We start from the raw sequence: 25,618 nt of genomic DNA, 5'->3' as shown, positions 1-25,618 counted from the left end.
AGCAACCGGCGCGGCGCCGCCACGAGCCAAGGCTCCAGCAGAGTGAGCCAGTCGCAATGAACAGTGCGCGAAGATACTTGTTGGTAACGGGCCGCCAATTCGGTGGCGTGGCGCTGGTAGTAGTCGAGGGACACAATGCGTTCCAATCGGAAAATAAAGGGAAATAGTCTCACAAGATCAGTGGGTTGACTATGACAAGGACGACACTTTACAGACATGAACGATTAAGGGGGCAGAGGCATTTACAAAAACGGGATGCCAGCCAAAAGAAGCTCGGCCAGAGGGCTCTGAATGATGCCACCGCTCAACATTTCGGGTAATATTTGTCCAACTCACTGATCTCTTGGCACTTATTATCGCCATGAGAGGTCAACGCCAGATGGAGATGGCTATTAATGAACTCGACTGATGTCGTGGCCCTGTTTGGGGATGACTCGTGCTATCGAAAGGCTGGTTCTCATGGCTCGCCACGATCAACGTAACCCCCATATTCCACTGATCGCCTCCCACTGCTACGTGCAGAGACCTAACGCAACCCGACCGGACAGACTACGCCGCTTCGCCATGATGGGTATGTCGCAACTGGTGTTGGGCTATGCCGGACGCAATAGCGAGACTCATCCTATCCACCGCCTGCTCAGTCAGATAAAGGTTGGCGATGCCGTGCGTATCGCTCCCGATAAAAACAACAAGCTTCATGTGTATCACCAGAATCACGAAATAGCTCGCCTCTCCCTGCTCGGCGAAGAGACCTGGAAATTCGACATGAATAGCATCCGTGAAGCCCGAGTGATTGCTCTGGTGGAACGACGTAAAGAACAGGAGAAAGAAGAGTATCAACCCCAGATATGCATCGAGCGCTGGGAGATCCCAATCATTGAGTTGGAGTTGTAACATCAGGTCTCAGTACAGCAAAACGGTGACCAGCGGCAATTTTCATCAGATGGCCCATCCAGAGCCATATCTGTATTCATTTTTCCGATCGCAAGGTGCAGCCAGTTCGGCTATTTCCAATGTCGCTTGCCCTGCGCCACAAACCGAAACAAAAGTTGCATATTTTAGGATATCCCTCATCGTGCCATCATGAGTAATCTCCATATCACATACAGCTTACGGTTGCTTTAATGGCCATAAAAGTGCAGGAAATGCGATGTTTTAACTCAACATAGGTAGTCAAAGTCCAGAGCGTCCTCCACGGATATCACCACCATTGAAATCGTTTTCTTTTTAGGCAAAGAACCTGAGTTAAATCAAATAAAGTTGCATACTGTCTTTGGTATGGTGAGAAGATACCAAGCGATCCTCCCTGTCGCTTCCCCTGCTGGCTCCGCCAGATGCAGCATTTTCTGCGCCTTGAAAGCGAGTTTATGACGCCATGATCACCATCACCCTCGATGGGGCTCAGTTGACGGTTGACCCGACCAGAACCCTGCTCCAGATAGCCAAACAGCACCAGATCGACATCCCCTCCCTGTGCGGTGACAACACCAGCGGCCCCAAGACCCCCTGCGACCTCTGCGTGGTCGAGATTGCCGGTCTCGGCATCCGCCGCGCCTGCGAGACGCGCCCCGAGGCAGGGATGGTGATCACCAGCCAAAGCGATACCCTGCGCGCCCACCGCCAGCAGGCGCTCGGCCGCATCCTTTCGGATCACTACGCCGATTGCGAAGCCCCCTGCCAGCGCGCCTGTCCGGCCGGGGTGGACATTCAATCCTATCTGCACCACATCGCCATGGGGGATCACCAGGCGGCAATGGCAGTCATCAAGCAGACCCTGCCGATGCCTCTCTCCATCGGCCGGGTTTGCCCCGCTTTTTGTGAGGCGGAGTGCCGCCGCGCGTTGGTGGATGAGCCACTGGCCATTCGCCATCTCAAGCGCCACGCCGCCGATCTCGATCTGGCCGAGATTGCCCCCTATCAACCAGCCAAGAAGCCCGCCAAGGGCAAGCGGGTGGCCATTATCGGCAGCGGCCCGGGCGGTCTCACCTGCGGTTATTATCTGGGTTACGAAGGGTTCGAGGTCGATCTGTTCGAGGCGATGCCCGAAGCGGGTGGCTGGCTGCGCTACGGTATCCCCGAATACCGGCTGCCCAAGGCGATCCTCGATCAGGAGATCGGCCTGATGTGCCAAAGTGGCATGCGGATCCACACCCAACAGCGACTGGGCAACCAGATCACCCTCTCGGCACTGTGCCGCGACTACGATGCGGTCTGTCTGGCCGTCGGCGCATCCAAGGCGGTGCCGATGGATTACCCGGGCAGCACCCTGGCCGGTTGCTATCTCGGGGTCGATTACCTCAAAGATCGGATGCTGGCCAAGCGGCTCACCACCGGCAAGAAGGTGGCGGTGATCGGCGGCGGCAACACGGCCATCGACTGCGCCCGTACGGCTGTCAGGCTGGGAGCAGAAACCACCCTTATCTATCGCCGCACCCGCGCCGAGATGCCCGCCGAAGCCTACGAGATCGACGAGGCGGAGCACGAAGGGGTGCGCTTCATGATGCTCACCAATCCGGTGGAGAATCTGGCCGATGAGGGTGGTCGCGTCTGTCAGGTGCGTCTCGAGAAGATGGCCCTCGGCGAGCCGGACGCCTCCGGTCGCCGCCGCCCCGAGCCCACCGGCGAATTCCTCATCGAAGAGTTCGATACCGTGATTGCGGCAGTGTCGCAGCAGCCGGATCTGAGCTTTATGGAAGGGGAGCCCCTCACCCTCCCCTTCACTCGCTGGCAGACGCTGGAGTCCCACCCCGAGACCATGCACAGCGGCCACGGCAACCTGTTCGCCATCGGCGATCTGCGCCGCGGGCCCGCCACCGCCATCGAGGCGGTCGCCGATGGCCGCAAGGCGGCGCTGGCCATCGATCAGTTCCTCCACGGTGACATGATCGACCCGGTGCGGCCCTTCAACGCCTGCAAGGCTCCCACACTCAAGCAGGTCGATCTCGCCCAGTTTGCTCACCTGAAAAAAGTCGCCCGCACCATCATGCCCCATCTGGCAGAGAAGGATCGCGAGGGCAGCTTTGCCGAGGTGGAGCGCGGCCTCAGTGACCAGCATGCCCGCAGCGAGGCCAGCCGCTGCCTCGAGTGTGGCTGTCAGGCCAACACCAAGTGTGCACTGCGCGACTACGCCACCGAATACAAGGTCGATCAGAGCGCTCTCGATACCAGTCAATGCCAGAAGTTTGCAGTGGATAACAGCAGCGAATTTATCGTCTTTGATGCCAACCGCTGCATCGGCTGCGGCCAGTGCGTGCAGACCTGTGGTGAGCAGGCGGTACAGGGTGTGCTGCGCTTTGCCAAGAACAGCGATGGTACCCTCTCGAACCGGCCGCAGTTCGACACGGGACTCTCGATGGGCGACTCCCACTGCGTGCTGTGCGGCGCCTGCGTACAGGTCTGCCCCACCGGCGCCCTGGTGGATGCCCGCGACAAATCACAGGGGCGCACCGAACTGCTCACGCCGGTCAATACCATCTGCACCTACTGTGGGGTCGGCTGCGGCGTCACCCTCTATGTCGATGAGGCGCGCAACCGCATCCGCTATGTGGAGGGAAATCGCAACTCGCCGGTCAACCAGGGGCTGCTCTGCGTCAAGGGACGCTTCGGCTTTGACTTTATCCAGAGCGAGGAGCGCCTCACCACACCGCTTGTCCGCAAGGATGGCAAGCTGGTGCCCGCCAGCTGGCAGGAGGCCATCGCTCTGGTGGCCGAGCGCTTCACAGCCCTGCGAAAACGCTATGGCAGCGATGCACTGGCGGGTTTTTCGTCGGCCAAAACCACCAACGAAGAGAACTACCTGTTCCAGAAGTTCATGCGCCGGGAGCTGGGCACCAACAACGTGGATCACTGCGCGCGGCTCTGCCACGCCTCCACCGTCACCGGGCTGGAGGCGTCACTCGGCAGCGGCGCCATGACCAACGACATCCCGAGCATTGATCACTCGGATCTCATCTTCATCATCGGCTCCGACACCTCGGCGGCCCACCCCATCATCGGCTCCCATATCAAGCGGGCAGTCACCACGGGCAAGGCGCGGCTAGTGGTGGCCGATCCCAAGCGGATCGAGATGGCGGACCATGCCAGCCTCTATCTGGCTCACCGACCCGGCACCGACGTGATGCTGCTCAACGGCCTGATGCAGCAGATCATCCAGCACGACTGGCACGACAAGGCCTATATCGCCGCACGAGTAGAAGGGTTCGAAGCGCTGCAAGCGGAGGTGCTCTCCCCCGCCTATGCACCGGACAAGGTCGCCCTCGTCACCGGCGTACCGGCCGAGCAGGTGATCGAGCTCGCGCGCCTTATCGGCACCGCCGAACGCACCGCCATCTACTACTCGATGGGGATCACCCAGCACACTACCGGCCACGACAACGTGCGGGCCATCGCCAACCTGCAACTGCTGTGCGGCAACATCGGCATCGAAGGGGGTGGCATCAACCCGCTGCGGGGCCAATCCAACGTGCAGGGCGCCTGTGACATGGGGGCGCTGCCCAACTGCCTGCCCGGCTATCAGAAGGTGGCCAGCCCCGAGGTGCATGCCCGCTTCGTGGCAGCCTGGCAGCAGCCAGACTTGCCGCGCACGCCCGGCCTTACCCTCACCGAGACCATCGATGCCGCCTGCGCGGGCAGCATCAAGGGGCTCTATGTGATGGGTGAAAACCCGGTGCTGAGCGATCCGGATCAGCATCACGTCATCGAGGGGCTCAAGCAGCTGGAGTTTCTGGTGGTGCAGGATATCTTCCTCTCCGAAACTGCCCAGCTAGCCGATGTGGTGCTCCCCTCCTGCTCCTTTGCCGAGAAGAGCGGCCACTTCACCAATACCGAGCGGCGGGTACAGCGCATCTCCCCCGCCCTCAAGGCGCCGGGGGAAGCACGGGAGGATTGGTGGATCATCCAGCAGATTGCCAATGCAATGGGCGGCGACTGGCGCTATCAACACCCGCAGGAGATCACCGCCGAGATCTGCCAAGTCACCCCGCAATACGCCGGCATCCAGTGGGACAAGGTGGGAGCACAAGGGCTACAGTGGCCCTGCAACGACGCGGCGCCCGAAGGCACTCGCCTGCTCCACGGCAAGCAGTTCACCCGTGGCAAGGGGGAGATGGTCGCGACCCCGTTCCGCTATGCCGCCGAACTGCCCGATGAGACCTATCCCATCGTGCTCACCACCGGCCGCCTGCTGGAGCAGTTCCACACCGGCACCATGACCCGCAAGACCAAGGGGCTCGACAAGCTGGCTGGGCCACGGGTGATGATGAGCGTGGTGGATGCGCAGCGGTTGGGGATCAGCAACAGCGAGCGGGTGAAGGTCACCAGCCGCCGCGGCCATATCGAACTGCCCGCCTTCGTCACCAAGCGGATGCAACCGGGCGTGGTCTTTATCCCGTTCCACTTTGCCGAAGCCCCGGCCAACCGGCTCACCATCAATGCCACCGACCCCCACGCCAAGATCCCCGAGTTCAAGGTAGCTGCGGTGCGCATCGACAAGCTGACCAGCCAACACACCTCGACACCACAGCCAGAGATGGAGATAGCCTGACCGGAGATCAGGTAACAGGCAGGATAATCCGCAATAAAAAGAGCCACCCGACGGGTGGCTCTTTGCGTTCACCAATACCACAAGCCAGATCATTATCAGCCCCCGGACGCCACTGTCAGGGTCATCCCGATACTCATGCGGTCACCTCTGGCGAGTAGCCGCAAACCGGGGTGACCGGCCAGGTGGTGGGCATTGGCGGCATGACTCTGGGGCTCCAGACAAACGAAGCCACTCCCCTCATCGGTCTGGTAGAGCATCAGGAAGGCACACTCGCTTGAAACCAGCAGCCGCTGCTGGCGGGCAGGATGGTCAAGCTCGGCCTGACCACGCCAGCCGCCGTAACAGTGGTTGAGCCACCCTTGCGGGCGCTGCCACTGGCGAAAATCGTGATGGGGCGCCAGCCTGCTCGACCAGTCGATCGGCAGATGATCTGCTCCCTCTTGCCAGACGCCGCTCGCCAGAAAACGGATGCGGGTCTGCTCGTCGCGCCAGAAGAAGGGGTGAAAACCCGCGCCGTAGAGACAGGGGCTCTCCCCGAGATGGGTCAGGCTGATCCGCGCCACCAGGCTCGCACCATGCAGCCGATAGTCTATCTCCGCAAGATAGTGAAAAGGGCCGCATTGGCTGGTCAACTGCAACGTCACCGAACTGGTAGAACCCGCCACCCACTGCCATGACTGCAACCAGCCATCGCCATGCAGGAAGAAGTCGGGATCGACGGGACTTTCTGGCAAGCGATGCTCCTCCCCCCACAACTCAAAACGGTTGCCTGCGACCCGGTTGGCCAGCGGCAACATGGGAAACAGCGCGCTCTGGCCGGGATGCCAGGGCTGCGCCGGGTCAGTGCCGCGCAACAGCGGGCGCCCCTGCTCATCCTCCAGACCCAGCAGGCAGGCCCCTTGTGCAGAGACCCGCATCCGAAGATGCGGGTTGCCCAATGTGTAAACCGTCATGCCGAGGCGCTCGCCTTGGTTGGCGTCAGTTCGACCTTGCCCTGGGCCAGTTGGGCTTCCAGTGCCTCCAGCGTCACCCCTTTGGTCTCAGGCACCTTGCGATAAATAAAGATGAGACCGGCAAAACAGATAAGGCCATAGAGCAGGAAGCTGCCCGCAGCCCCCAACCCGGCGTTGAGCAGCGGGAAGGTGTAGGTCAGCACGAAGCAGGCGATCCAGAGCGCCAGCGTACCGGCCGACATCGCCAGCCCACGCACCCGATTCGGGAAGATCTCCGAGAGCAGCACCCAGGTGACCGGCGCCAGCGTCAAGGCATAGATGGCGATGGCCGCCAATACCAGCAGCAACACTGGCAGCCCCAGTACGCCTGTGGCGTAGGCCGCCGCCATCATGCCGTAGATAATGGTCAGTCCCGCCGAGCCAATCAGCATCAGCTTGCGGCGGCCAATCTTGTCCACCATGGGCAGCGCGATCAGGGTAAACAGCAAGTTGATAAGACCGGTGGCGACGATGGACTTGAGGGTGCTGTTGATGTCAAACCCGGCGGAGGCAAAGATCTCCTGCGCATAGTTGAAGATCACGTTGATGCCGCACCACTGCTGGAAGACTGCCAGTACAATCCCGATGATGAGGATCGGCCGCACCGAGGGTTTGCCCAGCTCCGCCAGCGAGACCTTGTGGGTCTCGCCCACCAGAGTCTGGCGGATATCGGCCAGGGTCTGCTTGGCATAGGCATCCCCGCCAATCTTGCCGAGCATGCGGGAGGCTTTCTCATACTGACCATCTTTGGCCAACCAGCGCGGCGACTCCGGCACGAAGAACATCAACACCAGAAACGCCAACGCAGGTACCAGTTCGGCACCGAACATCCAGCGCCAGCCGGACTGACCATTCCAGGTCGCCAGAATATCGGCCTGAGTCGCATTGCTTGCCACCGGATCGGCGATCATCAGATTCACCAGCTGAGCCGCCAGCACACCGATGACTATGGTGAGCTGGTTGATGGCCACGAACTTGCCGCGCTTGTTGGCCGGGCTGATCTCGGCGATGTACATGGGCGAGAGCGCAGAGGCCAGGCCGATGCCGATCCCGCCGATGATGCGATAAACCACAAAGAGATCGAAGTTGCTCGCCACAGCCGTGCCCCACGCCGAGATGGTGAAGAGGATGGCGGCCAGGATCAGCGGCTTCTTGCGACCAAAGCGGTCGGCTGACCAGCCGGAGATGGCGGCCCCCAGCACGCAGCCCACCAGCGCCGAGCTCATGGCCCAGCCGGACTGGGCCGGATCCGTGATGGCAAAATAGGCCTCATAGAAGGGCTTGGCCCCGCCAATCACGACCCAGTCATAACCAAACAGCAGGCCACCGCAGGCGGCCACCAAACAGATCATCCAGATGTAGCTCATATTGAGCCCATTCGTATCCAATTGATTTTTCGTGCGTTCCATGACTCATCCTTTCTATCTTGTCGATTGTAGGGTGCAGTGGCGCCCCTCACCGTGGCGGGGCGCCGGTTTTTGTTATGAGAGTTATGAGTGGAGTGACAGCTCGCGGCAGATCAGGGCAAAGAGGTGTCCCTTGTCGTGAGCCGGGTTAAGGGTGAGCAGCTCTCGCAAGGTCTGTTCACAACCATCCCGCTGACCCAGCCCCAACAGACCGAGTGCTCTGACCAGCAGACAGTGCTGGCGATGTTTGTGCTGCGGGTCGTCATCCAGCACGATGAGATCCGGCAGTGAGACGGCGAAGAAGTCCGCCTCGATCGACTCGCCCATCGCCTGCTCGGCCCAGCCGACCATTCCTTCAAAGAGACGCTGCGCCTCCGCAACCCGACCAAGACGTGCCAGCGCCATACCCTGATAGAAGAGATAATCCACCGGCTGATCGTTGTAGTAGCGGCTGGCCCCCAGCGACCCCTGACCCAGACAGGCCAGTTGCAGGCACTGGGCCGCCAGACTCTGGTTATCACAGGCCAGATGGCAGAGCGCCAACAGGTAATGGATATCGTTGTCGGTCTGCCCAACCAGACGTCCCTCTCCCAGATTGAGGGGGTAGTGCAACGCCTGTTGCAGCAACGGAATAGCCTGCTCGTGGCGTCCCTGAATCATCAACGCCAACGCCCGGCGTTGCTGATTGATGAGGTACTGACCGGTCACCTTACCCTCGCCCCCCTCCCAGGGGTGGAATTCGCGCAGCCGCAAGATCTCTGCCGCCGCCTCCAGCTGGCCGGTGATGTGATAGAGACTGAGCAGTTCAGCGGTCAGGTCGTCGCGCTTGAGGACCACCTCACGATGCGCCTCCAGCAGCGCCAACCGCTCGCTTGGCGCCATGGCGCAGCGCTTGTGCAGTTGATCCAGTTCAAACAGCAAACGGGCATCATCCGGCTTGAGGGAAAAGGCCCGGCTCAGACACTGCTCGGCCGCCACCGGATCGCCGCTCTTGTTGAAGTGATAGATGCCAAGGTTGCGCCATGCTGGGGCAAACCCGGGCGCCAGCTCGCACACCTGCTGCCACAGGGCAATGGCTTGCGGGTAGCTGCGCTTGCTGTAGTGGAAGCAGCCCAGCAGGTAGCTGGCAAACCAGCTGTGTGGCAGTTGCGCCAGCATGGCCACCTCGCCAAGGGTATTGGGGAAGCGCACCTTGCGGCTAAAGGCCTGCTCGGCTCGCGCCAGCAGGGCATCCTGCGCCTCACCTTCCGGCAACAATGCAGCCTGGAACAGCAGCGGCAGGGTCTCCTCCACCGGCAGTGTTGAGAGCAGTTGCTGCGCCAGCTCGGGACGTCCCAATGCCAGCAGATCGCTTGCCAGGAAGCAGAGATTCACTCCGCGCCCGTTGCACAGGGTGCGCAGCGCCTTGAGATCGGTCGGCTGCTCGCTTGCCAGCCAGCGCAGGAAGGCCAGCTGATAGTGAAGTGGATAACGGACACGCTGCTCGTCGATATAGGTGAGGGCCGCCGCCCGCTGACCGGACTCCAGCAGCGCCAACCCTTTGAGGGCGATGGCGCCATAGTGGGTACCGTTGACCGCGAGGCTCTTCTCGACAAAGGGCAGCGCCTGCAGGGGGTCACGGCGTACCATGGCAATGCGAGCCAGCCCGAGGAAGCCGCTGTCGCGGCAGTTACCGCTCCAGGTCGCCTTGTAAAAGTCATCGAAGGCAGCATCGAACTGACCCAGACGCTCCTCAATGTGGCCGCGCAGCAAGCTGGCCTTGCCACACTGGGGGTTCTTGTTGAGGCGATGGGCACGGGTCAGCGCCTGATTGACGTAGGCCAGCGCTGGCTCATAGTTGGCGCGGTTGTACTCCAGCGTCGCCAGCGCCAGGTTGCAGCGGTAGTCGCCACCATCGAGCTCAAGCGCCCGCAGGTAGTAATCAAAAGGCGAGCGGCTTGCGTGCAGATACTGCTCAAGATGCTGACCGATGAAATAGAGCTCATCGATTGAGTCGAGATTGACGGCCGGCTCCGGTGCCGTGGCCGGATCAGGCAGGGCTTCGCCCGCAGGCAGGTGTTCGAGATAACTCAGGATCGGCTGGCCCTGCTCATCCAGCAGGCGTACCTGCAAACGTCCCTCGCTGGTGATGGCGAACGGCTCAAGCCAGGCCTGACCCGGTTGCAGATCCAGCATCTGGGTGAACAGCACGCCACTCTCGTCACTTACCTCGAACTGGGCCCCGCAAAGCGGCGCCACCGCATAGACTCCGCAGACGAGGCCGTCATCGCTGCGCTCCAGCTTGATGGCGGCGCGGGTGTTGGCATTTTGCAGGGTGCCGAGGGTGTTGTAGGGCAGGAAGTTCTGCACAAACACCTTCTCCTCCCCCGCATCCAGCCAGGTAAAGTCAGGCTGGTTGTCGGTATAGACCCCGGTCATTAGCTCGATGTAGGGGCCGTTGTCATCGGTCAGGTTGCGATCCCAGGCCAGACCGAAGTCACAGTTGCCCCAGCTCCACTGCTTCTTGCCCGGTGAAACGTGGTGATCCGCCACGTGCAACAGGCCGCCCTGCTCGTCATGGCAGTAGGCACCGACGAAGTCGTAGTCAGACTTGTCCGCCATATAGGAGGTGGGTACCGGAATATTGCGGTAACGGGAGATATCGACCCCGGCGGAGTAGTCCACCTTGTAGTAGGTGCCGCGGGCGATGGGGAAGGCACTGACGTCGCGCTTGCCGTGGTCGTAGACGGCGGTCACATCGGGCGGGAAGACGCTCTGGTGGGCATCGCCCCCTTTCACCGCCGGGTTGGACCACCAGAGGAAGTGGCGCGGCGTGTCGTTGCCGTTGAACACCTTGCCAGTGATCTCGATGAGCGCCTTGTCGGGGTAGAGGGTAAAGCCCGCCATCACCTGCAGACCACGCATCGGCTCCACCTCGCCGAGCCAGACGGTCTTGGCGCCCCCCTCCCGCTCCGTAATGGTGAAATCCACCGGCATAAAGGTGGTGGGCCTGTGGTGCTGGGGCCAGTTGAACTCGATGCCGCCGGAGATCCAGGGCCCCACCAGCCCCACCAGCGCCGGTTTGATCACCTCGTTGTAATAGACGAAGTCGCGATTCATCACCTTGTCGTAAGCACGGTGGATACGCCCCCCCAGCTCCGGCAGCAGCATCACCTTGATAAAGTCGTTCTCCAGCCAGACCGCCTGATAGGACTTCATCTGCTTCTGGCCGGTGAGGGTGTCGATCACCCCATAGGGATAGACAGCCCCCGAGGAGCCCTGATAGACCCGCTTCTCGAGAAACATGGGGTTGGTATCTTCGGCGCCTACCTCGTAGGTCGGCAGTGAGATGGTCTCTACCCAGACCTTGACATCAGCTCTCATTAATCTCGCCTCACTCAACATTTGTTAGTAAAGTTTTCAATGAGACCAGATTAGAATGGTTAAACCTGCATTAATTGCTGAAAGATCACGCAATACAGTAAGCGGAGTTTAGTGAAGCGATGAGCATAGGGTTGAACAACCAGAAGGTCCGCCACCACAACAAGCAGGTGCTGCTTGCCCTGCTCTATCAGTTAAAAGAGGCGAGCAAGTCCACCCTGGCGCGCCACTGCGAGCTCTCCATTCCGGCGGTCAGCAAGATCCTTGACGAGTTGGTGGCCGATGGCGCCATCAGCCACAGCGATCAGAACCTCTCCCAGCGCGGCATCAATGGCGGCAGCTACCGCATTGCCAGCGGCCAGGGGGCCATTCTTTGCCTCAATATCAGCCCCACCCATCTGGAGAGCATCCTGGTGGATAACCTGATCACCCCGCTGGATGAGTTCAGCGACCAGAAGATTGCCCCACAAACCCCCGATGAGCTGCTGCACCTGATTGAAGCGCACTACTACCAGCACAAGCGCCGCCACAAGGGACTGGCGATCCGGCTGGCCCTGTCGGTACACGGTCAGGTCAACCCGGCGACCGGGGTGTCGCAAACCATGCCGCAAGCCCCCTGGCACGCGCCGGTCGAGCTCAAGTATCTGCTGGAGGAGCTACTGGGTTGCGAGGTGATGGTGGATAACGACTGCATCATGCTGGCGTTGGCCCAGAAGTGGCAGGGCCGGGAAGGAAACGGGGATTTTTGCGTCATCAACGTCGATTACGGCATCGGGTCGGCCTTTATCATCAACGGCCAGACCTACCGGGGCGCCCTGTTTGGAAGCGGCCAGATAGGCCACACCATCATCAATCCGGACGGCAGCGCCTGTTCCTGCGGCCGCTATGGCTGCCTGGAGACAGTCGCCTCGCTGTTTGCCATCAAGAAACGGGCCCGGGTCTTTCTCAAACAACAAGCCAGTGCCGACAACCCGGCGCAGACTGGTGTAGAGCTGGATACCGCCCAACTGCTCACGCTCTACCATCAGGGGGATGCAATGATCCGCGCCCTGGTGGACGAAGGGGCCCGCGCCATTGGCCTGAGTCTCTACAACTTCCTCAATATCCTCAACATCAACCGCATCTGGCTCTATGGCCGCAGCTGCCACTTTGGTGAAACCTGGCTGCAAACCATCGTCAGTCAGACCGGCGCCAACCCGTTCGACTGCAGCGATGCGGTCAACGCCACCCATATCCGTTTCGGCCAGCTCAGCCGCGCCCAGCAGGTGATGGGGATTGGCTATCTCTATGTGGAGCGAGCCTTGGCAAAAGCCATGTAAAAAAGGGCAGGTTTCACAAATGAAACCTGCCCTCACGATCTGGTGCCGATAAGGGGAATCGAACTCCTGACCTTCGCATTACGAATGCGCTGCTCTACCAACTGAGCTATACCGGCTTGTTGCTCTCCACATTCATAAAAAATAACCGGCAAGTCAATTGAGCCAGCTCGATTTTATGAGTTGGCTCATGATGTTAGAGCCCGATTTACAGATCGGCAAACTCGGGGATATGGGCACGGCCGCGGCTTTCGAGAAATTCGAGCAGGGCGCGGGGGGAGCGCGCCAGGATCCGCTCTTGCGGGAAGCCCGCTTCGGTCACCAGACGGTGGCAGTGGTCAAAATCGCCAAGAGTAAATGCCACGTGGGAATCGGAGCCGAAAGTGAGATAGGCCCCCAGATCTCGCGCTGCTTCAACGATGGCGCGGCAGTTGCCTTCACTACCCGGGCGCGAGTGAATGAAGGAGGAGTTGTTGATCTCCAGCGCCACCCGATAGTCCGCAGCCGCCTTGACCACAGCCTGAATGTCGATGGGAAATGAGGGGTTGCCCGGGTGGCTGATCATGTCGACCCGACCGCTCTTGATGGCGTTGATCATCGCCTGGGTATGGGTAGCCTGATCGCAGGGAGGGAATACCTGCTCATGAAAGCCCGCCATGATCATGTCCAGACGCGACTCGTAACGCTCGGGAAAATCGATCTCCCCCTCCAGGTTTTTGATGTTGGCCTCGATACCCCGCAGGATCCCTACCCCATCCACCACTCTTGGCAATATCGGCAAGTTGGCAAAGTGCCAGACATGAGGGGCATCGGCCATCTCGGGCCCGTGATCCGTGGTGGCAAACAGCTTGATCCCCTTGGCCCTGGCTATCGGCAGATAGTCGTGGATGGTGCTGTAGGCATGGGTGCTGGCAATGGTGTGAGTGTGGGTATCGACCGGGTACTTCATCTTCTCTCCCCTCATATTTTGAAAGGGCAGCATAGCAAAGAGCGGCAGCTTGGGCCACGCCAGTGCTTGCCACACTTTGTCACAAAATACCGCGAAGCTGACATAGTCTGAGGGGCTCTGGCTGGCATACTGCCCCCGTCGATACATGCCTGAACTCGCATCGACAGTTTGCCGTCAGGATGACGCGAACTCACTTTCCCCACCGTCGCGCCCTGCGGCGGTTTTTTTTTGCCTGCAAGCCGCAAACCGGTAACAAACGCGCAAAAAAAGGCCCAACTAGCATGGTGCAGGTTGGGCGAGACTTAATGTTTAATTGCAGTGGCATAGATATAGAGTCCTGCTTTTTGACTAAGTTCCGCCCACTTTGCTTTTTTCATCGAAAAACATTCCGCTAACACTCATTCACATTCTCTTGACACTTCACGTTATGAAACGTACTTTTTAAACATTCGTTTAAGTGAGGTGTCCAGTGAGTAAAATCGATACCAAAAACCGTATTCTCGACGCCGCTGAAGTGCTGTTTGCCGAGCGGGGATTCGCCGATACCTCTTTGCGTCTGATCACCAGTGAGGCCGACGTCAATCTGGCTTCCGTGAACTATCACTTCGGCTCCAAAAAGGAGCTGATCCAGGCAGTACTCGACCGTTACCTGAGCCTGTTCATGCCGGATCTTGATGCCCGCCTGCGGGTACTGATGGAGCAGGAGCAGCTGACCCTGCTGCAACTCTTTGAAAGCTTCGTCGAGCCGCTGATGAAGCTCTCGGCGGTGCGGGCCAACGGCCCGGCCATCTTCATGCAGTTGCTGGGGCGCGGCTATATCGACAGCCAGGGCCACCTGCGCCGCTTCATTACCGCCCACTACGGCCCCATTCTGATGCGGATCACCCAGGCCATCTCCAAGGCCAATCCGGCCCTGTCGCCAGCGGATCTCTTCTGGCGCCTGCACTTCACCCTGGGCACCGTCGTATTCACCATGGCCTCTGCCGATGCCCTGCGCGACATCGCCCTGGCCGACTTTGGCCAGCAGCTCGATGTGGAAGGGCTGGTGCGCAACGTTATTCCTTATCTGGCGTCCGGAGTCGGGGCGCCCGTGGAGTCGACCAGGCTCTCCCTGGCCGTGTAACAACCAACAATAAATCAACGGAAACAGTGAAATAGAAGGAACTTCGGTATGATCACATTGCTTGTCCTGCTGGTGCTGGCGATAGCCGTTGTGCTCGGCGTACCCTCCATCCGTAAAAAGGTGGTAACCCGTCCGGTGTTCGGCATCTTCAAAAAGATACTGCCGCCCTTGTCAGCTACCGAGCGGGAGGCCATGGAAGCTGGCTCCGTCTGGTGGGATGGCGAGTTGTTTCGCGGCAACCCCGACTGGAAAAAACTGCACGGCTACGGCAAGGCCGAGCTGACCGCAGAGGAGCAGGCCTTTATCGACAATCAGGTCGAAACCCTGCTCGCCATGGTTGATGACTTCAAGATCGTCAACGAAACCAAAGACCTGCCAGAGCCGGTGTGGGACTATCTGAAGAAGGAAGGCTTCTTCTCCCTGATCATCCCGAAATCCTACGGCGGCCGCGAATTCTCGGCGATTGCCAACTCCACCATCGTCACCCGCATTGCCACCAAGAGCCTGAGCGTGGCGGTCACCGTCATGGTGCCGAACTCCCTAGGCCCAGGCGAGCTGCTGATGCACTACGGCACCCAGGCCCAGAAAGATTTCTGGCTGCCGGGGCTGGCCAATGGCAAAGAGGTGCCCTGCTTCGCCCTGACCGGGCCGGAAGCGGGCTCCGATGCAGGTGCCATTCCTGACAAGGGGATCGTCTGCAAAGGGATGCACAAGGGTGAAGAGGTGCTGGGTATTCGCCTCAACTGGAACAAGCGTTACATCACCCTGGCGCCGCGCGCCACCGTGCTGGGGCTGGCGTTCAAACTCTATGACCCGGAAAAACTGCTGGGTGACAAGGAAGAGCTCGGCATCACCTGTGCCCTCATCCCCACCAGCCACCCCGGCGTGCGCGTCGGCGATCGCCACTACCCCATGGGTCTGGCGTTCATGAACGGCCCGACTTTCGGCAAGGATGTGTTCATTCCGCTCGACTGGATCATCGGCGGCCCGGATTACGCCGGTCGCGGCTGGCGCATGCTGGTCGAATGCCTCTCCGCCGGTCGCGGCATCTCGCTGCCTGCCCTGGGCACCGCTTGCGGTCACATGGCGAGCCGCACCGTGGGCGCCTACTCCTATGTACGCAAGCAGTTCGGCATGTCCATCGGCAAGTTTGAAGGGGTGCAAGAGGCGCTGGCACGCATCGGTGGCCTCACCTATCAGCTGGAAGGGGCCCGTCGCATGACCGCAGGCTCCCTGGACTTGGGTCAGGCACCGGCCATCGTCACCGCGATTTCCAAGTACCACATGACCGAAATGGCGCGTCAGATCATGGATGACTCCATGGACATCCACGCCGGTCGTGCCATCCAGCTGGGCCCGAAAAACTACACCGGCTACGCCTACATGGGTATTCCGGTCGCCATCACGGTGGAAGGGGCCAACATCCTGACCCGCAACCTGATGATCTTCGGGCAAGGGGCTACCCGCTGCCACCCGTACGTGTTTGCCGAGCTGGAAGCGGCGGCCGATACCGACGTGGAACGCGGTCTCGAGAAGTTTGACGCCCTGCTGATGAAACACATCGCCTTCGGCGCCGGCAACTTCTTCGGTTCCCTGTTCCAGGGGCTGACTCTGGGTCAGTTCAACAGCGCACCGGTAGCAGGCGAAACCGCTCGCTACTACAAGCAGCTCTCCCGCATGAGTAAAGGGCTGGCCCTGTGCGCCGACGTCTCCATGCTGATGCTGGGTGGCGATCTCAAGCGCAAGGAGATGATCTCCGCCCGTCTGGGTGACGTGCTAAGCCACCTCTATCTGGCCTCCGCCACCCTCAAGCATTACGAGGATCAGGGCCGTATGGTCTCCGACCTGCCGTTCGTGCAGTACGCGGTGGAGCGCAACCTCTACCTGATTGGCAAGGCGTTCGAGGGCTTCTTCCAGAACTTCCCGAACAAGGTGGTGGGTGCCGTACTCAAGCGTGTGGTATTCCCGTTCGGCGTCGGTTACAAGATGCCGGCCGACGATCGCTGCCACGCCATCTGTCTGGCCATGATGAAGCCGGGCGAGTTCCGCGACCGTCTGACCGCCCTCTGCTATGTGGGCAAAGACGAGGCGGATCCGGTCGGTCTGATGGAGCGTGCCTTCCAGGCCATGGTCGCCGTGCAGCCCTACGAGAAGAAGCTGGTGCAGGCCCAGAAAGAGGGCAAACTGCCCCGCAAACTGGCGCTGCCGGAGCTGGTTGCCGCCGCACTGGCCGGTTCCATCCTGAGCAAGGACGAAGCGGACAAACTGCTGGCCGCCGATGCCCTGCGCTACGAAGCGATTCAGGTAGACAACTTCGCCCCGGGCGAGCTGGAAGGCTTCTCCCAGCAAGCAAACAAGCAGCCAAACAAGGTCGATCACGCCGCCTGATCCCCTTGCAAACCTGCCCCAAACCGGCCCTCGTGGCCGGTTTTTTTGTTTGTTAACCATGCATTTACAATCTGGGCGAATTCCAGTTAAATGCTTGAGTCCCTTTGCAGGGGCTTTGGAAGCAAGGCCAGCGGAATGGCCGATAACAACAACTCAGGAAGAGTGAATGAACCTCGCCAAAACGGCGATCGAACGCCCCATCTGGGTGGCGGTCTCGATCGTGCTGATTTTCCTGCTGGGCCTGCTCAGCATCCGGGGACTGCCGATCCAGCTGTTCCCCGACATCGACCGTCCACACCTCAACATATCGGTGAGCTGGCGTTCAGCCTCTCCCCAGGAGATGGAGTCGGAGATCACCGACCCCATCGAGCAGGAGATGCAGGGGGTGCAAGGGCTCAAGAGCCTTGTCAGCAACAGCTATCCCGGCTTTACCGAAATCGACATGGAGTTTGCCCTCGGCACCGACATGCAGCGGGCCCAACTCGATGTGATTTCGCGACTGAACCGGGTCTCGGGATTGCCGGACAAGATCGGCGGCCCCTACGTCAACAACTACAGCAGCAACGACACCCTCACCTTCTTCTTCATCCAGCAACTGCCCGGCGCCAAAGGGGTGATCGATGATCATCAGGCGTTGATCGAGGCGCGGGTCAAACCCGAGCTGGAGCGCATCGAAGGGGTCTCGACAGTCTCGATCGAGGGGATCAACGAGCGCCAGATCCAGATCCGTTTCGACCCCTATCGCGCCGCCGAGCTGGGAGTGGAGATCCCGGTGCTGGCCAGCCGGGCCACCACCGGCTGGGACGTGTCGGCCGGTACCCTCGACATCGGGCGCTGGGAGTACAAGCTGCGCTTCGCCGGTCGCTATGATGTCGAGACGCTGGGGGACAAGGTGGTGGACTGGCGCGATGGCTTGCCCATCTATCTGCGGGATGTAGCAGAAGTAAGGGTGGCCAGGGAAGAGAACCCGGTGCTGCGGATCCAGAACGGCAATACCGCCATCGCCGCCCAGATCTTCAAGGAGAGTGGTGCCAATGCCCTGGCATCCCTTGAGGCGATCAAGGCTCGGGTGAACGAGCTCAACCGCGAGGTGCTGGAGCCGGTCGGGCTGCACATGGAGCAGTCGTTCGATGCCTCCCTCTACATCAATCGCGCCGTCAGCATGGTCACCGCCAACCTGGGGCTCGGGGTGCTGCTCTCTTGCGCCATCCTCTGGCTCTTCCTGCGCCAGCTCAAGGCGACCCTGATGATTGCCCTCGCCATCCCCATCAGCATCATGCTCACCTTCTGCCTGCTCAAGGTGATGGATCGCACCCTCAACATCATCTCGCTGGCGGGCATCGCCTTTGCCGTCGGCATGGTGCTCGACGCCGCCATCGTGGTGCTGGAGAGCATCTACCGGCGCCACGAGCGGGGGGATTTGAGCAAGGCGGAGGCGGCGCTCGAAGGCACCCGTCAGGTGTGGACGGCGCTGGTCGCCTCCACCCTCACCACGGTTGCTATCTTCCTGCCGGTGCTGCTGCTCAACGATGTGGAGGGTCAGCTGTTTGCCGATCTGGCGCTGACCATCGCCTGCGCCGTGACGGTCTCCATGCTGGTCGCCGTCATCGTGCTGCCAGCGGTGGCGGCGCGCTGGATGGGGCGTGAAATGCTGACAGACCCCTATGAGTCGCTGTGGCAGCGCACTACCCGTCACGTGATCCGCTGGACCTCGACCTCACGCCAGCGCTGGACGGTCATCACCCTGATGATGAGTCTGCCGGCACTGGCCACCTGGGTGCTGCTGCCCAAGATGGACTATCTGCCGGACGTGAAACGGGACGCGGTGGATGTCTGGATGAACTTCACCCCTGGGGTCAACCTCAAGGCCCAGCGCGAAGAGGTGATCGATACCCTGATCGCCCGCCTCGCCCCCTACATGAAGGGAGAGAAAGAGCCAGCCCTCAAGAACTACTACATCTTGCGCTACCCGGGGGGCGCCCAGATTGGCGTGCGCCCCAAGGACGAGACCCGCATCAAGGAGCTGGAGAGCCTGTTGATGAAGCAGCTGCTGGTGGGTATTCCCGACACCCGGGTGTTCGGCGGTCAGGGGTCGCTGTTTGGCGGCTTTGACAGCGAGAACGGCGTCTCCCTGCTGCTGCAGGGGGGCAACCTGCCCGAGCTCTATCAGGCGGCCCGAGCCAGCATGGGGATCCTCAGCAAGGACCTGCCGGGAGCACAGATCCGGCCCGAGCCGAGTCTCGACTTCACCGCCCCCGAGCTCAAACTGGTGCCGCAAGATCGGCGTCTCGCCGAAGTGGGTTGGGATCGCACGCCCCTGCCCACCATCATCCAGACCTTTGGCGACGGCTTGCGGGTCGGCGAGTATTTCGATGGCGAGGATCGGCTCGACATCATGCTGATGGGGCAGAGCTCCGCCAATCCGGACGAACTGAAGGCAGTGCCGCTGGCCACTCCCTCCGGGCGCATCGTTCCCCTTGGCGAACTGTTGCGGGTAGAGCACGACATGGGCCCGGCCAGTATCTTCCGGGCCGATGGGCGGCGCAGCATCATCCTGCAGATAGCGCCCCCGGCGGGCATGACCATGGAGCAGGTGATCGACACCCTGAAAAACCGCAGTTTTGCCGCCATCCGCCCCCTGCTGCCCGCTGGTGGCGAGCTACGCATTGCCGGCAATGCCGACAGCCTGCAACAGGCGCTCGACAATCTGGGGACCATCTTCCTGTTCGCTGTGGTGATCCTGCTGGTGCTGCTGTGGGGGGTGTTTGCCTCCATCAAGGATGCCCTGCTGGTGCTGCTCACCCTGCCCCTTGCCTCGGTTGGCGGCGTGCTGGCGCTGCAACTGAGCGGGCTGCTGGTGCCGCTGCCGATGGACCTGCTCACCATCATCGGCTTTGTCATCCTGCTGGGACTGGTGGTCAACAACGCCATCCTGCTGGTGCATCAGACCCGCACCGCCGAGCGGGACGGTATGAGCCGTCAACTGGCGGTAGCTGATGCCTTGCAAAGCCGGATGCGTCCCATCGCCATAACCAGTCTCACCAGCATCTTCGGCATGCTGCCGCTGATGCTGAGCCCGAGCGAGGGGAGCGAAATTTACCGCGGGCTCGCCACCGTCATTGTCGGCGGCATGAGTTGCAGCACCCTGTTTACCCTGATCCTGTTGCCTGCCTTCCTGCGTCTCGGGGAGCAGGTGGCGATCCCACAACCCCTGCGCCAGCGGGCCTGAGCAAGGAGCTCATCGATGACACATATGATTACCCGAATGTTGGCTGGCGCTGCGCTGATTGCAGGCAGTGCGCTACCGGTATTGGCCGATCAGGGCAAGATGGTGACCCTGGCGGATGTGACCCAAGGGGATGCGGCCGCCAATATCTGGGTCAGCGGCACGGTGGCGAGCCGTCAGCAGGCAGCGCTCAGTGCCGAAGTGAGCGGCCGGGTGGAGTGGATCGCCGAATTTGGCAGCCGGGTCAAAAAAGGGGATGAGCTACTGCGCCTCGACAGCGCGGCACTGCGCCTCTCGCTGGAGCAAGCTCGCGCCGAGCAGGCGAAATGGCAGAGCAACTTGCGCTTCGCCCGCGCCGAATCCCAACGGATCATCCGACTGCACCAGCAAAAGAGCGCCTCCCAGAGCCAGTATGACAAGGCCAGTTATGATGTGGAGCAGGCCGCGCTGGCCGAGCGGCTGGCCGCCATACAGGTGAACCAGATTGAAGAACAGCTGCGCCGCAGCCACATCTATGCCCCGTTCGACGGGGTGGTGAACAACCACTTCATCCAGCCCGGCGAGCATGTGGACGCGGGCGAGCAGGCGCTGGAGCTGGTCAACCCGGATCAGCCGGATATCCGCCTGCAGGCCCCCATCCTCTGGGCCCAACAGCTGGCGCCGCAAACCCGGCTGCGGGTGGAGGGGGAGCAGCTGAGCGGTCACGGCGTCTATTACCAGCGAGCCGCCAGCGCCGATCCCAAGTCGCGCCTCATCGAGCTGCGCCTCAAACCGGAAGCGGGCACCTTCATCATCGGCTCGCCGGTGCGGGTTGCCCTGCCACTGGGGGATCAGCAGAGCATGCTGCTGCCCCGGGACGCCCTGGTGCTCGGCACCGATGGCAGTGTGGTCTATCAAGTGGCGCAGAGCGGCAAGGCGCTCAAGGTGAATCGGGTGCCGGTCACCGTGCTGTTTGGCGACAGCCAGCAGGTGGCGGTGAGCGGCGCCCTCAAGCAGGGGGACCGGGTGGTGGTACGCGGTGCCGGCAGCCTGCAGGATGGCGACACCATAGCGCTGTTCAAGGGCTAACCACGCCCGACGCAGGCTGGCCAATCTTTACCCGCTTGGCCCGGGACATACAGCCAAACGGGCCACAGTTTGCTATCTTGGCGGCCATCACTCGCGTTTAGAGCAATCAACACCCATGAGCATTATTTTGGGCATCGATCCGGGATCGCGGATCACCGGATACGGGGTTATCCGGGTCGTGGGCGGCAAGGCCGAATACTTGGGCTCTGGCTGCATCCGCACCGATTGCGGCGAGCTGCCGGAGCGCCTCAAGCAGGTCTATGACGGGGTATGCGAGATCATCACCCAGTTCAAACCCACCGAGTTTGCCATCGAGCGGGTCTTTATGGCCCGCAACGCCGACTCGGCCCTGAAACTGGGGCAGGCCCGGGGCAGCGCCATCGTCGCAGCAGTCAATGCCTACCTGCCGGTGAGCGAATACTCCGCCACCCAGATCAAGCAGGCGGTAGTCGGCACCGGCGGTGCCGCCAAGGAGCAGGTGCAGCATATGGTGACCCATCTGCTGAAACTCTCCGCCACCCCGCAGGCGGATGCAGCAGATGCCCTCGGCGTCGCGCTCTGCCACCTGCACACCCGCCAGAGCCTGATCAAGATGGCCGGCCGCGCCAGCAGCTCGGTACGTGGCCGCTATCGCTGAGCCCTTGTATCCCCCACGGCTCCTCTCGGTATCGCTAAATAAAAAAACCGCCACGGATCTCCGGGGCGGTTTTGCTTGGCCGTTTTGTTTGGCTACCTAGCGAGCCGAGACGGTGATGCTGGCGAGATCGATCAGATTGACCGCCCCCTTTTGACCGCCTGCATCGTTGTAGGTGTCGTTCGCCTTCAGGTAACTCATGTTGTAAAAATCGCTCACCCGAATGTCATACTCTCCGGCGGGCAGATCCACCACGAACGGCGTCGAGTCACGCAACGGTTTGAGGTCGCCCTCTTTCATCACATGGGGCATCTGCACCATGCCGCTGGCAACAACCTTGCCACCACCAAGCACCGAGATCCGTTTCACCCCGTTGGTCACCCCCAGATTGATGGCATGCAGGGCATTGCTGTATTGCAAACGAATAGCGTGCTTGCCATCCAGCTTGACCCCCTGCACCAGCAGGCTGTCGTCGGGGCGGCCCCAATCCTTGAGGTAAGGGACGGGAATGGCCCCATCGGCGGCGCTCACGCTGCCGGTATGGGAGACGTTGGCCGCATCGATGGCGATATGTTGCAGCGCAGGCTGATAGCAAACCGGCTTGGCATGATGGGAGCGGTTGCCGGACTCCGGATAGACCGCCTCGGCACTGTAGCAATAGGCCTGGCCCGGCTGTAGCACCATGTCGTCGACCCAGCTGGTCGCACGATCCAGCCCGGAGGCCACCTGCTTGCCATCCCGATAGATGTTGTAGCTGAGCGCCCCCTTGTTGACACTATCCTGCAGGGCAACAACCAGCTTGCCACTCTGCTCGCTAACCCCGAGCAGGGTCGGCTCGGTCGGTGCAAACACCTGCCGGTTCTCGACATCCAGCGGCGCCACATCCTTGATCAGGCGGATCCCCTGATCATCAGCCACGGCGGCACCGAGCGTCACCTCAATCCGGTTGCCAGGGGACAGCATATTTTCACTGATCTGCTCCCCCACCGGAACGCCATTGAGCGTCACGCTCTGCACCGGATAGTAACTGCCCTCCCCGCCCAGCTCCGGCAGTTGCAGCACTATGTCAATCTGCTTGCCACGATAGTTCAATCCCTTGAGTGCAGCCTCGGGCTTGGCCCCCATCAGCTTGTGCAAGTGAGCGGTGACAAACGGCTTGATCCGGATCCCCCCCTCTTCCACCTTGTAGCCGAAGGTGGTGTCGGTCACCATGCCAAGGTAGCCCCCGACAGACCAGAGCTGGCGCTGGGAGTTGATCACCGGTCCCGTCAAATCGGGATGGGCCAGATCCATCAGGGAGGGCTGGCCGGAGAGCCACTCGAGGTTCTCCATGTTGGAGAGGTTCAGCGCGGCACCGCGCATCAGGGAGTCGATATGGTGATCGACCACGGCAACGTTCTGCACCATGGCCGCCGCCTTCAGCCCGTAGGCGGAGACAAAGGGCCAGATGGCGCGGTTATGGTAAACCGGCATATCGGGTTGCTGCGGGAAGTAGACCGGTGCGCCATAAGGGCCCATGGGATAGCGACTGATGATCTCTTTGGCCTGCGCCTCATCGGCAACACCGGCCAGAATGGCGAGGGATTCCCCCAATAGATCGAACTTGTAGGCCGGGCTCTGATCGGTAGTGGTGTTGATCAGGCTGGCATACATCTTCTCGTCCGCCAGCCAGAAAGCGCGATTAATCGCCAGCTTCAGATCCCCCGCCCACTGGTTATAGCGGATCGCCAGCTCATCGTGCCCCAGCTCGCCCGCCACCCGCGCGGCCAGCAGCAACCCCTGATAGTGGGTCACGTTGGTGGAGAGAGATTTGCTCATGCCGATGTGGGCGATATCGGCGGTGATCCACTTGGCATAGGTCTGGTCGCGCCAATCGAGGAAGGATTGCTCGCCGACATAGAGACCATCTGCGCTATCGAAGGCGGCCAGACGATCACTCTCTATGGTGTTGCTCAGTCCTTCAAAGACATCGGGCAAGAACGCGCGGCGCTCGGCATCAGGCAGGGCAGCCAGCACCCGCTCGGCCCCCAGGGCCCAGCTCATGCGATCGGTACTGATGGGCCAGCTGCCCCCGGTACCGGTATCCTGAATGATCTGGCGTCCTTGCGGGATCAAGCTGTCCAGATCGCTTGTCAGCTCGGCTCTGAAATCAGAGAGCTTGAAGCGCAGGGAGTTGCGCGCACGCATGGGATCAAGCGCCCCCAGCCCCAGATCGGTGGCGTAGGAGAGATCCCGCGTCCATACGTAATGCCACTTGGCGCCGGTTTCAAAACAGTCGCACGGGATCGCCTGACCCCCGTTGTAACTGCCATCCTTGACCTGAGCCACGCTGTTCTGGCGCATCTCGTGGGTAGCCAGCGCAAACAGGGCATCAAACACCATGTTGCCGGAGCGCAGGCGGGGCAGATCCGCTTGCTCCTGATAGGTAGTAAAGCTATCACCCGGATCACGCAACTCCTGAGTGGTCGACTGCGCATAGCTACGATACTCGTCACTGGCCCGCTTGACCGAGAAGGTGGCCGTTTCCGTCACTCCGGGCTTATAGGTCTCATACTCGCGCTTCTCGATCAGCTCATGCCCTTCATGGGGATTGATCATGCCCAAATCACTATCGCCTGCAACGCTGACCTGCAACAGAGGAGCATTCTCATCCTGGCTGGCATCCAGCAGGAACTTGTAATACCCCTCCTGCTCTACCCGCACGGTTGCCAGCTGGCACTGAGCATCGCAGCGCTGCATCTTGACCGGGTTGTTCAATGCAATGACGCCATTGAGCCCAAAGCCGATCCCCTCCTGAGCGGAGGCAATCTTTATCTTGTGCTCACCCACAGTCAGCTTGGCCACCATCACATACTGCTTGTCCCCCTGATAGACCGTCTGCAGGACAGGCTCCAGATTGCCATCAATCCCTTTTAGATAGAGACTCTCGCTGTAATTGGGGTCATCACGCACCATGGAAAACTCGATGGCCGGTGCAGCCAGATCGGCATTGGTCACCTTGACCTGAATGTCGAGCAACCCCTTTTCCGTCACCACCAGACGGTTGTTCTGCCCGTTGTTCTGGTAGTACATGGGATAGACCTGACCGGGGAAGATGCTGGTCTCCTTGCGGGAATCCGCAGAGAAATCGGGATATTTGGTCCACTCGGGCCCGGCCACTTTGAACGGGGACATACCCGAGTTCATTTTCAGGTTGTCCAGACGATAGACACCATCCTTGAAGGTCAGTTTGAACTTCTCCTCACGACCCCAGCCGCTAAACTCACCGACCATATAGAGATCAAAATTCCAGGGCGCCTTCACCTCGGGTTTGGCCCCGTCATCGTTGCCGCTGGATGCGCTGTCGTTACAACCGGACAAAAGAACCCCGCCGCAGCATAACGCCACGGATAATGCCAATGGACGAATTTTCATATATTCCCTTCGTTACTTTTTTGTTTTGTTATTGAAACAGCATTGAGTAAAACTGTTTTTGCCAGTCTACGTGGTCAACATTCACCAGAAAAATAGACTGCAACCCAATAGGCATAGATAACATCTATAACCAGATGAAATTACGTGATCCACCGCACCAAACCGGCTATCAAGCGGTAAAAACGATTTGAATACAACGT

13 protein-coding genes and 1 tRNA gene are annotated in these 25,618 nt (G+C 60.6%); 8 read left to right on the top strand and 6 right to left on the bottom strand.

Annotated features, from left to right (window positions below):
- The first annotated feature begins 459 nt into the window (after positions 1 to 459).
- Together G5315_RS10820 and fdhF are read left to right on the top strand one after the other, a co-directional pair.
- Positions 460 to 894, top strand: a complete 435-nt coding sequence (locus tag G5315_RS10820; RefSeq protein WP_416034160.1) for a hypothetical protein — start codon at positions 460 to 462, stop codon at positions 892 to 894.
- A 481-nt stretch (positions 895 to 1,375) separates the two neighbouring features.
- On the top strand, positions 1,376 to 5,542 hold the full coding sequence (gene fdhF, locus G5315_RS10815; RefSeq protein WP_421333018.1) for a formate dehydrogenase subunit alpha: 4,167 nt from the start codon (positions 1,376 to 1,378) through the stop codon (positions 5,540 to 5,542).
- Positions 5,543 to 5,637: 95 nt separating this feature from the next.
- On the opposite strand, the gene G5315_RS10810 is transcribed toward fdhF, so the two are convergent.
- From G5315_RS10810 to G5315_RS10800, 3 genes are all read right to left on the bottom strand, one after another.
- A complete protein-coding gene (locus G5315_RS10810) occupies positions 5,638 to 6,495 on the bottom strand; it encodes an aldose 1-epimerase (RefSeq protein WP_227341019.1) in 858 nt (285 codons plus the stop codon).
- Positions 6,492 to 7,943 carry a sugar porter family MFS transporter gene (locus G5315_RS10805; RefSeq protein ID WP_227341020.1) on the bottom strand — a complete coding sequence of 484 codons (1,452 nt, stop codon included), beginning with the start codon at positions 7,941 to 7,943 and terminating at the stop codon, positions 6,492 to 6,494. The genes G5315_RS10810 and G5315_RS10805 overlap by 4 nt, the downstream gene beginning before the upstream one ends.
- Positions 7,944 to 8,024: 81 nt before the next feature.
- A complete protein-coding gene (locus G5315_RS10800) occupies positions 8,025 to 11,303 on the bottom strand; it encodes a DUF5107 domain-containing protein (protein ID WP_421333017.1) in 3,279 nt (1,092 codons plus the stop codon).
- Between the two features lie 119 nt (positions 11,304 to 11,422).
- Between G5315_RS10800 and G5315_RS10795 the strand changes: the two genes are divergently transcribed.
- The gene (locus G5315_RS10795) at positions 11,423 to 12,619 is read left to right on the top strand and encodes an ROK family protein (RefSeq protein ID WP_421333016.1); all 1,197 of its coding nucleotides are present in this window, start codon (positions 11,423 to 11,425) and stop codon (positions 12,617 to 12,619) included.
- 40 nt (positions 12,620 to 12,659) lie between these two features.
- Here G5315_RS10795 and G5315_RS10790 read toward each other — a convergent pair.
- Positions 12,660 to 12,735: transfer RNA gene (locus G5315_RS10790), tRNA-Thr, on the bottom strand.
- Between the two features lie 89 nt (positions 12,736 to 12,824).
- The gene (locus tag G5315_RS10785; RefSeq protein ID WP_421333020.1) at positions 12,825 to 13,565 is read right to left on the bottom strand and encodes a phosphatase; all 741 of its coding nucleotides are present in this window, start codon (positions 13,563 to 13,565) and stop codon (positions 12,825 to 12,827) included.
- A 469-nt stretch (positions 13,566 to 14,034) separates the two neighbouring features.
- On the opposite strand from G5315_RS10785, the gene G5315_RS10780 reads away from it, so the two are divergent.
- The 5 genes from G5315_RS10780 to ruvC all read left to right on the top strand — a co-directional run bounded on the left by G5315_RS10780 (position 14,035) and on the right by ruvC (position 22,007).
- A complete protein-coding gene (locus G5315_RS10780) occupies positions 14,035 to 14,688 on the top strand; it encodes a TetR/AcrR family transcriptional regulator (protein ID WP_042020647.1) in 654 nt (217 codons plus the stop codon).
- 48 nt (positions 14,689 to 14,736) lie between these two features.
- Positions 14,737 to 17,076, top strand: a complete 2,340-nt coding sequence (locus G5315_RS10775; protein ID WP_421333015.1) for an acyl-CoA dehydrogenase — start codon at positions 14,737 to 14,739, stop codon at positions 17,074 to 17,076.
- A 166-nt stretch (positions 17,077 to 17,242) separates the two neighbouring features.
- Positions 17,243 to 20,305, top strand: coding sequence for an efflux RND transporter permease subunit (locus G5315_RS10770; RefSeq protein WP_421333014.1), 3,063 nt, complete (start codon positions 17,243 to 17,245; stop codon positions 20,303 to 20,305).
- Between the two features lie 15 nt (positions 20,306 to 20,320).
- On the top strand, positions 20,321 to 21,370 hold the full coding sequence (locus G5315_RS10765) for an efflux RND transporter periplasmic adaptor subunit (protein ID WP_421333013.1): 1,050 nt from the start codon (positions 20,321 to 20,323) through the stop codon (positions 21,368 to 21,370).
- A 115-nt stretch (positions 21,371 to 21,485) separates the two neighbouring features.
- Positions 21,486 to 22,007: a crossover junction endodeoxyribonuclease RuvC gene (gene ruvC / locus G5315_RS10760; RefSeq protein ID WP_005334512.1), complete on the top strand. Its 522-nt coding sequence runs from the start codon at positions 21,486 to 21,488 to the stop codon at positions 22,005 to 22,007.
- A 96-nt stretch (positions 22,008 to 22,103) separates the two neighbouring features.
- On the opposite strand, the gene G5315_RS10755 is transcribed toward ruvC, so the two are convergent.
- Positions 22,104 to 25,205, bottom strand: a complete 3,102-nt coding sequence (locus tag G5315_RS10755) for a hypothetical protein (protein ID WP_421333019.1) — start codon at positions 25,203 to 25,205, stop codon at positions 22,104 to 22,106.
- Positions 25,206 to 25,618: the final 413 nt, after the last annotated feature.

Source organism: Aeromonas sp. 603607 (assembly GCF_049171595.1).
Classification (GTDB): domain Bacteria; phylum Pseudomonadota; class Gammaproteobacteria; order Enterobacterales; family Aeromonadaceae; genus Aeromonas; species Aeromonas veronii.
This window is presented reverse-complemented; position numbering and strand designations above follow the sequence as displayed.

What these genes read in the sequence shown, in the direction of transcription:
- G5315_RS10820 (WP_416034160.1), top strand. Translation starts at nt 460, where the DNA reads ATGGCTCGCCACGATCAACGTAACCCCCATATTCCACTGATCGCCTCC.
- fdhF (WP_421333018.1), top strand. Translation starts at nt 1,376, where the DNA reads ATGATCACCATCACCCTCGATGGGGCTCAGTTGACGGTTGACCCGACC.
- G5315_RS10810 (WP_227341019.1), bottom strand. Translation starts at nt 6,495, where the DNA reads ATGACGGTTTACACATTGGGCAACCCGCATCTTCGGATGCGGGTCTCT.
- G5315_RS10805 (WP_227341020.1), bottom strand. Translation starts at nt 7,943, where the DNA reads ATGGAACGCACGAAAAATCAATTGGATACGAATGGGCTCAATATGAGC.
- G5315_RS10800 (WP_421333017.1), bottom strand. Translation starts at nt 11,303, where the DNA reads ATGAGAGCTGATGTCAAGGTCTGGGTAGAGACCATCTCACTGCCGACC.
- G5315_RS10795 (WP_421333016.1), top strand. Translation starts at nt 11,423, where the DNA reads ATGAGCATAGGGTTGAACAACCAGAAGGTCCGCCACCACAACAAGCAG.
- G5315_RS10785 (WP_421333020.1), bottom strand. Translation starts at nt 13,565, where the DNA reads ATGAAGTACCCGGTCGATACCCACACTCACACCATTGCCAGCACCCAT.
- G5315_RS10775 (WP_421333015.1), top strand. Translation starts at nt 14,737, where the DNA reads ATGATCACATTGCTTGTCCTGCTGGTGCTGGCGATAGCCGTTGTGCTC.
- G5315_RS10770 (WP_421333014.1), top strand. Translation starts at nt 17,243, where the DNA reads ATGAACCTCGCCAAAACGGCGATCGAACGCCCCATCTGGGTGGCGGTC.
- G5315_RS10765 (WP_421333013.1), top strand. Translation starts at nt 20,321, where the DNA reads ATGACACATATGATTACCCGAATGTTGGCTGGCGCTGCGCTGATTGCA.
- ruvC (WP_005334512.1), top strand. Translation starts at nt 21,486, where the DNA reads ATGAGCATTATTTTGGGCATCGATCCGGGATCGCGGATCACCGGATAC.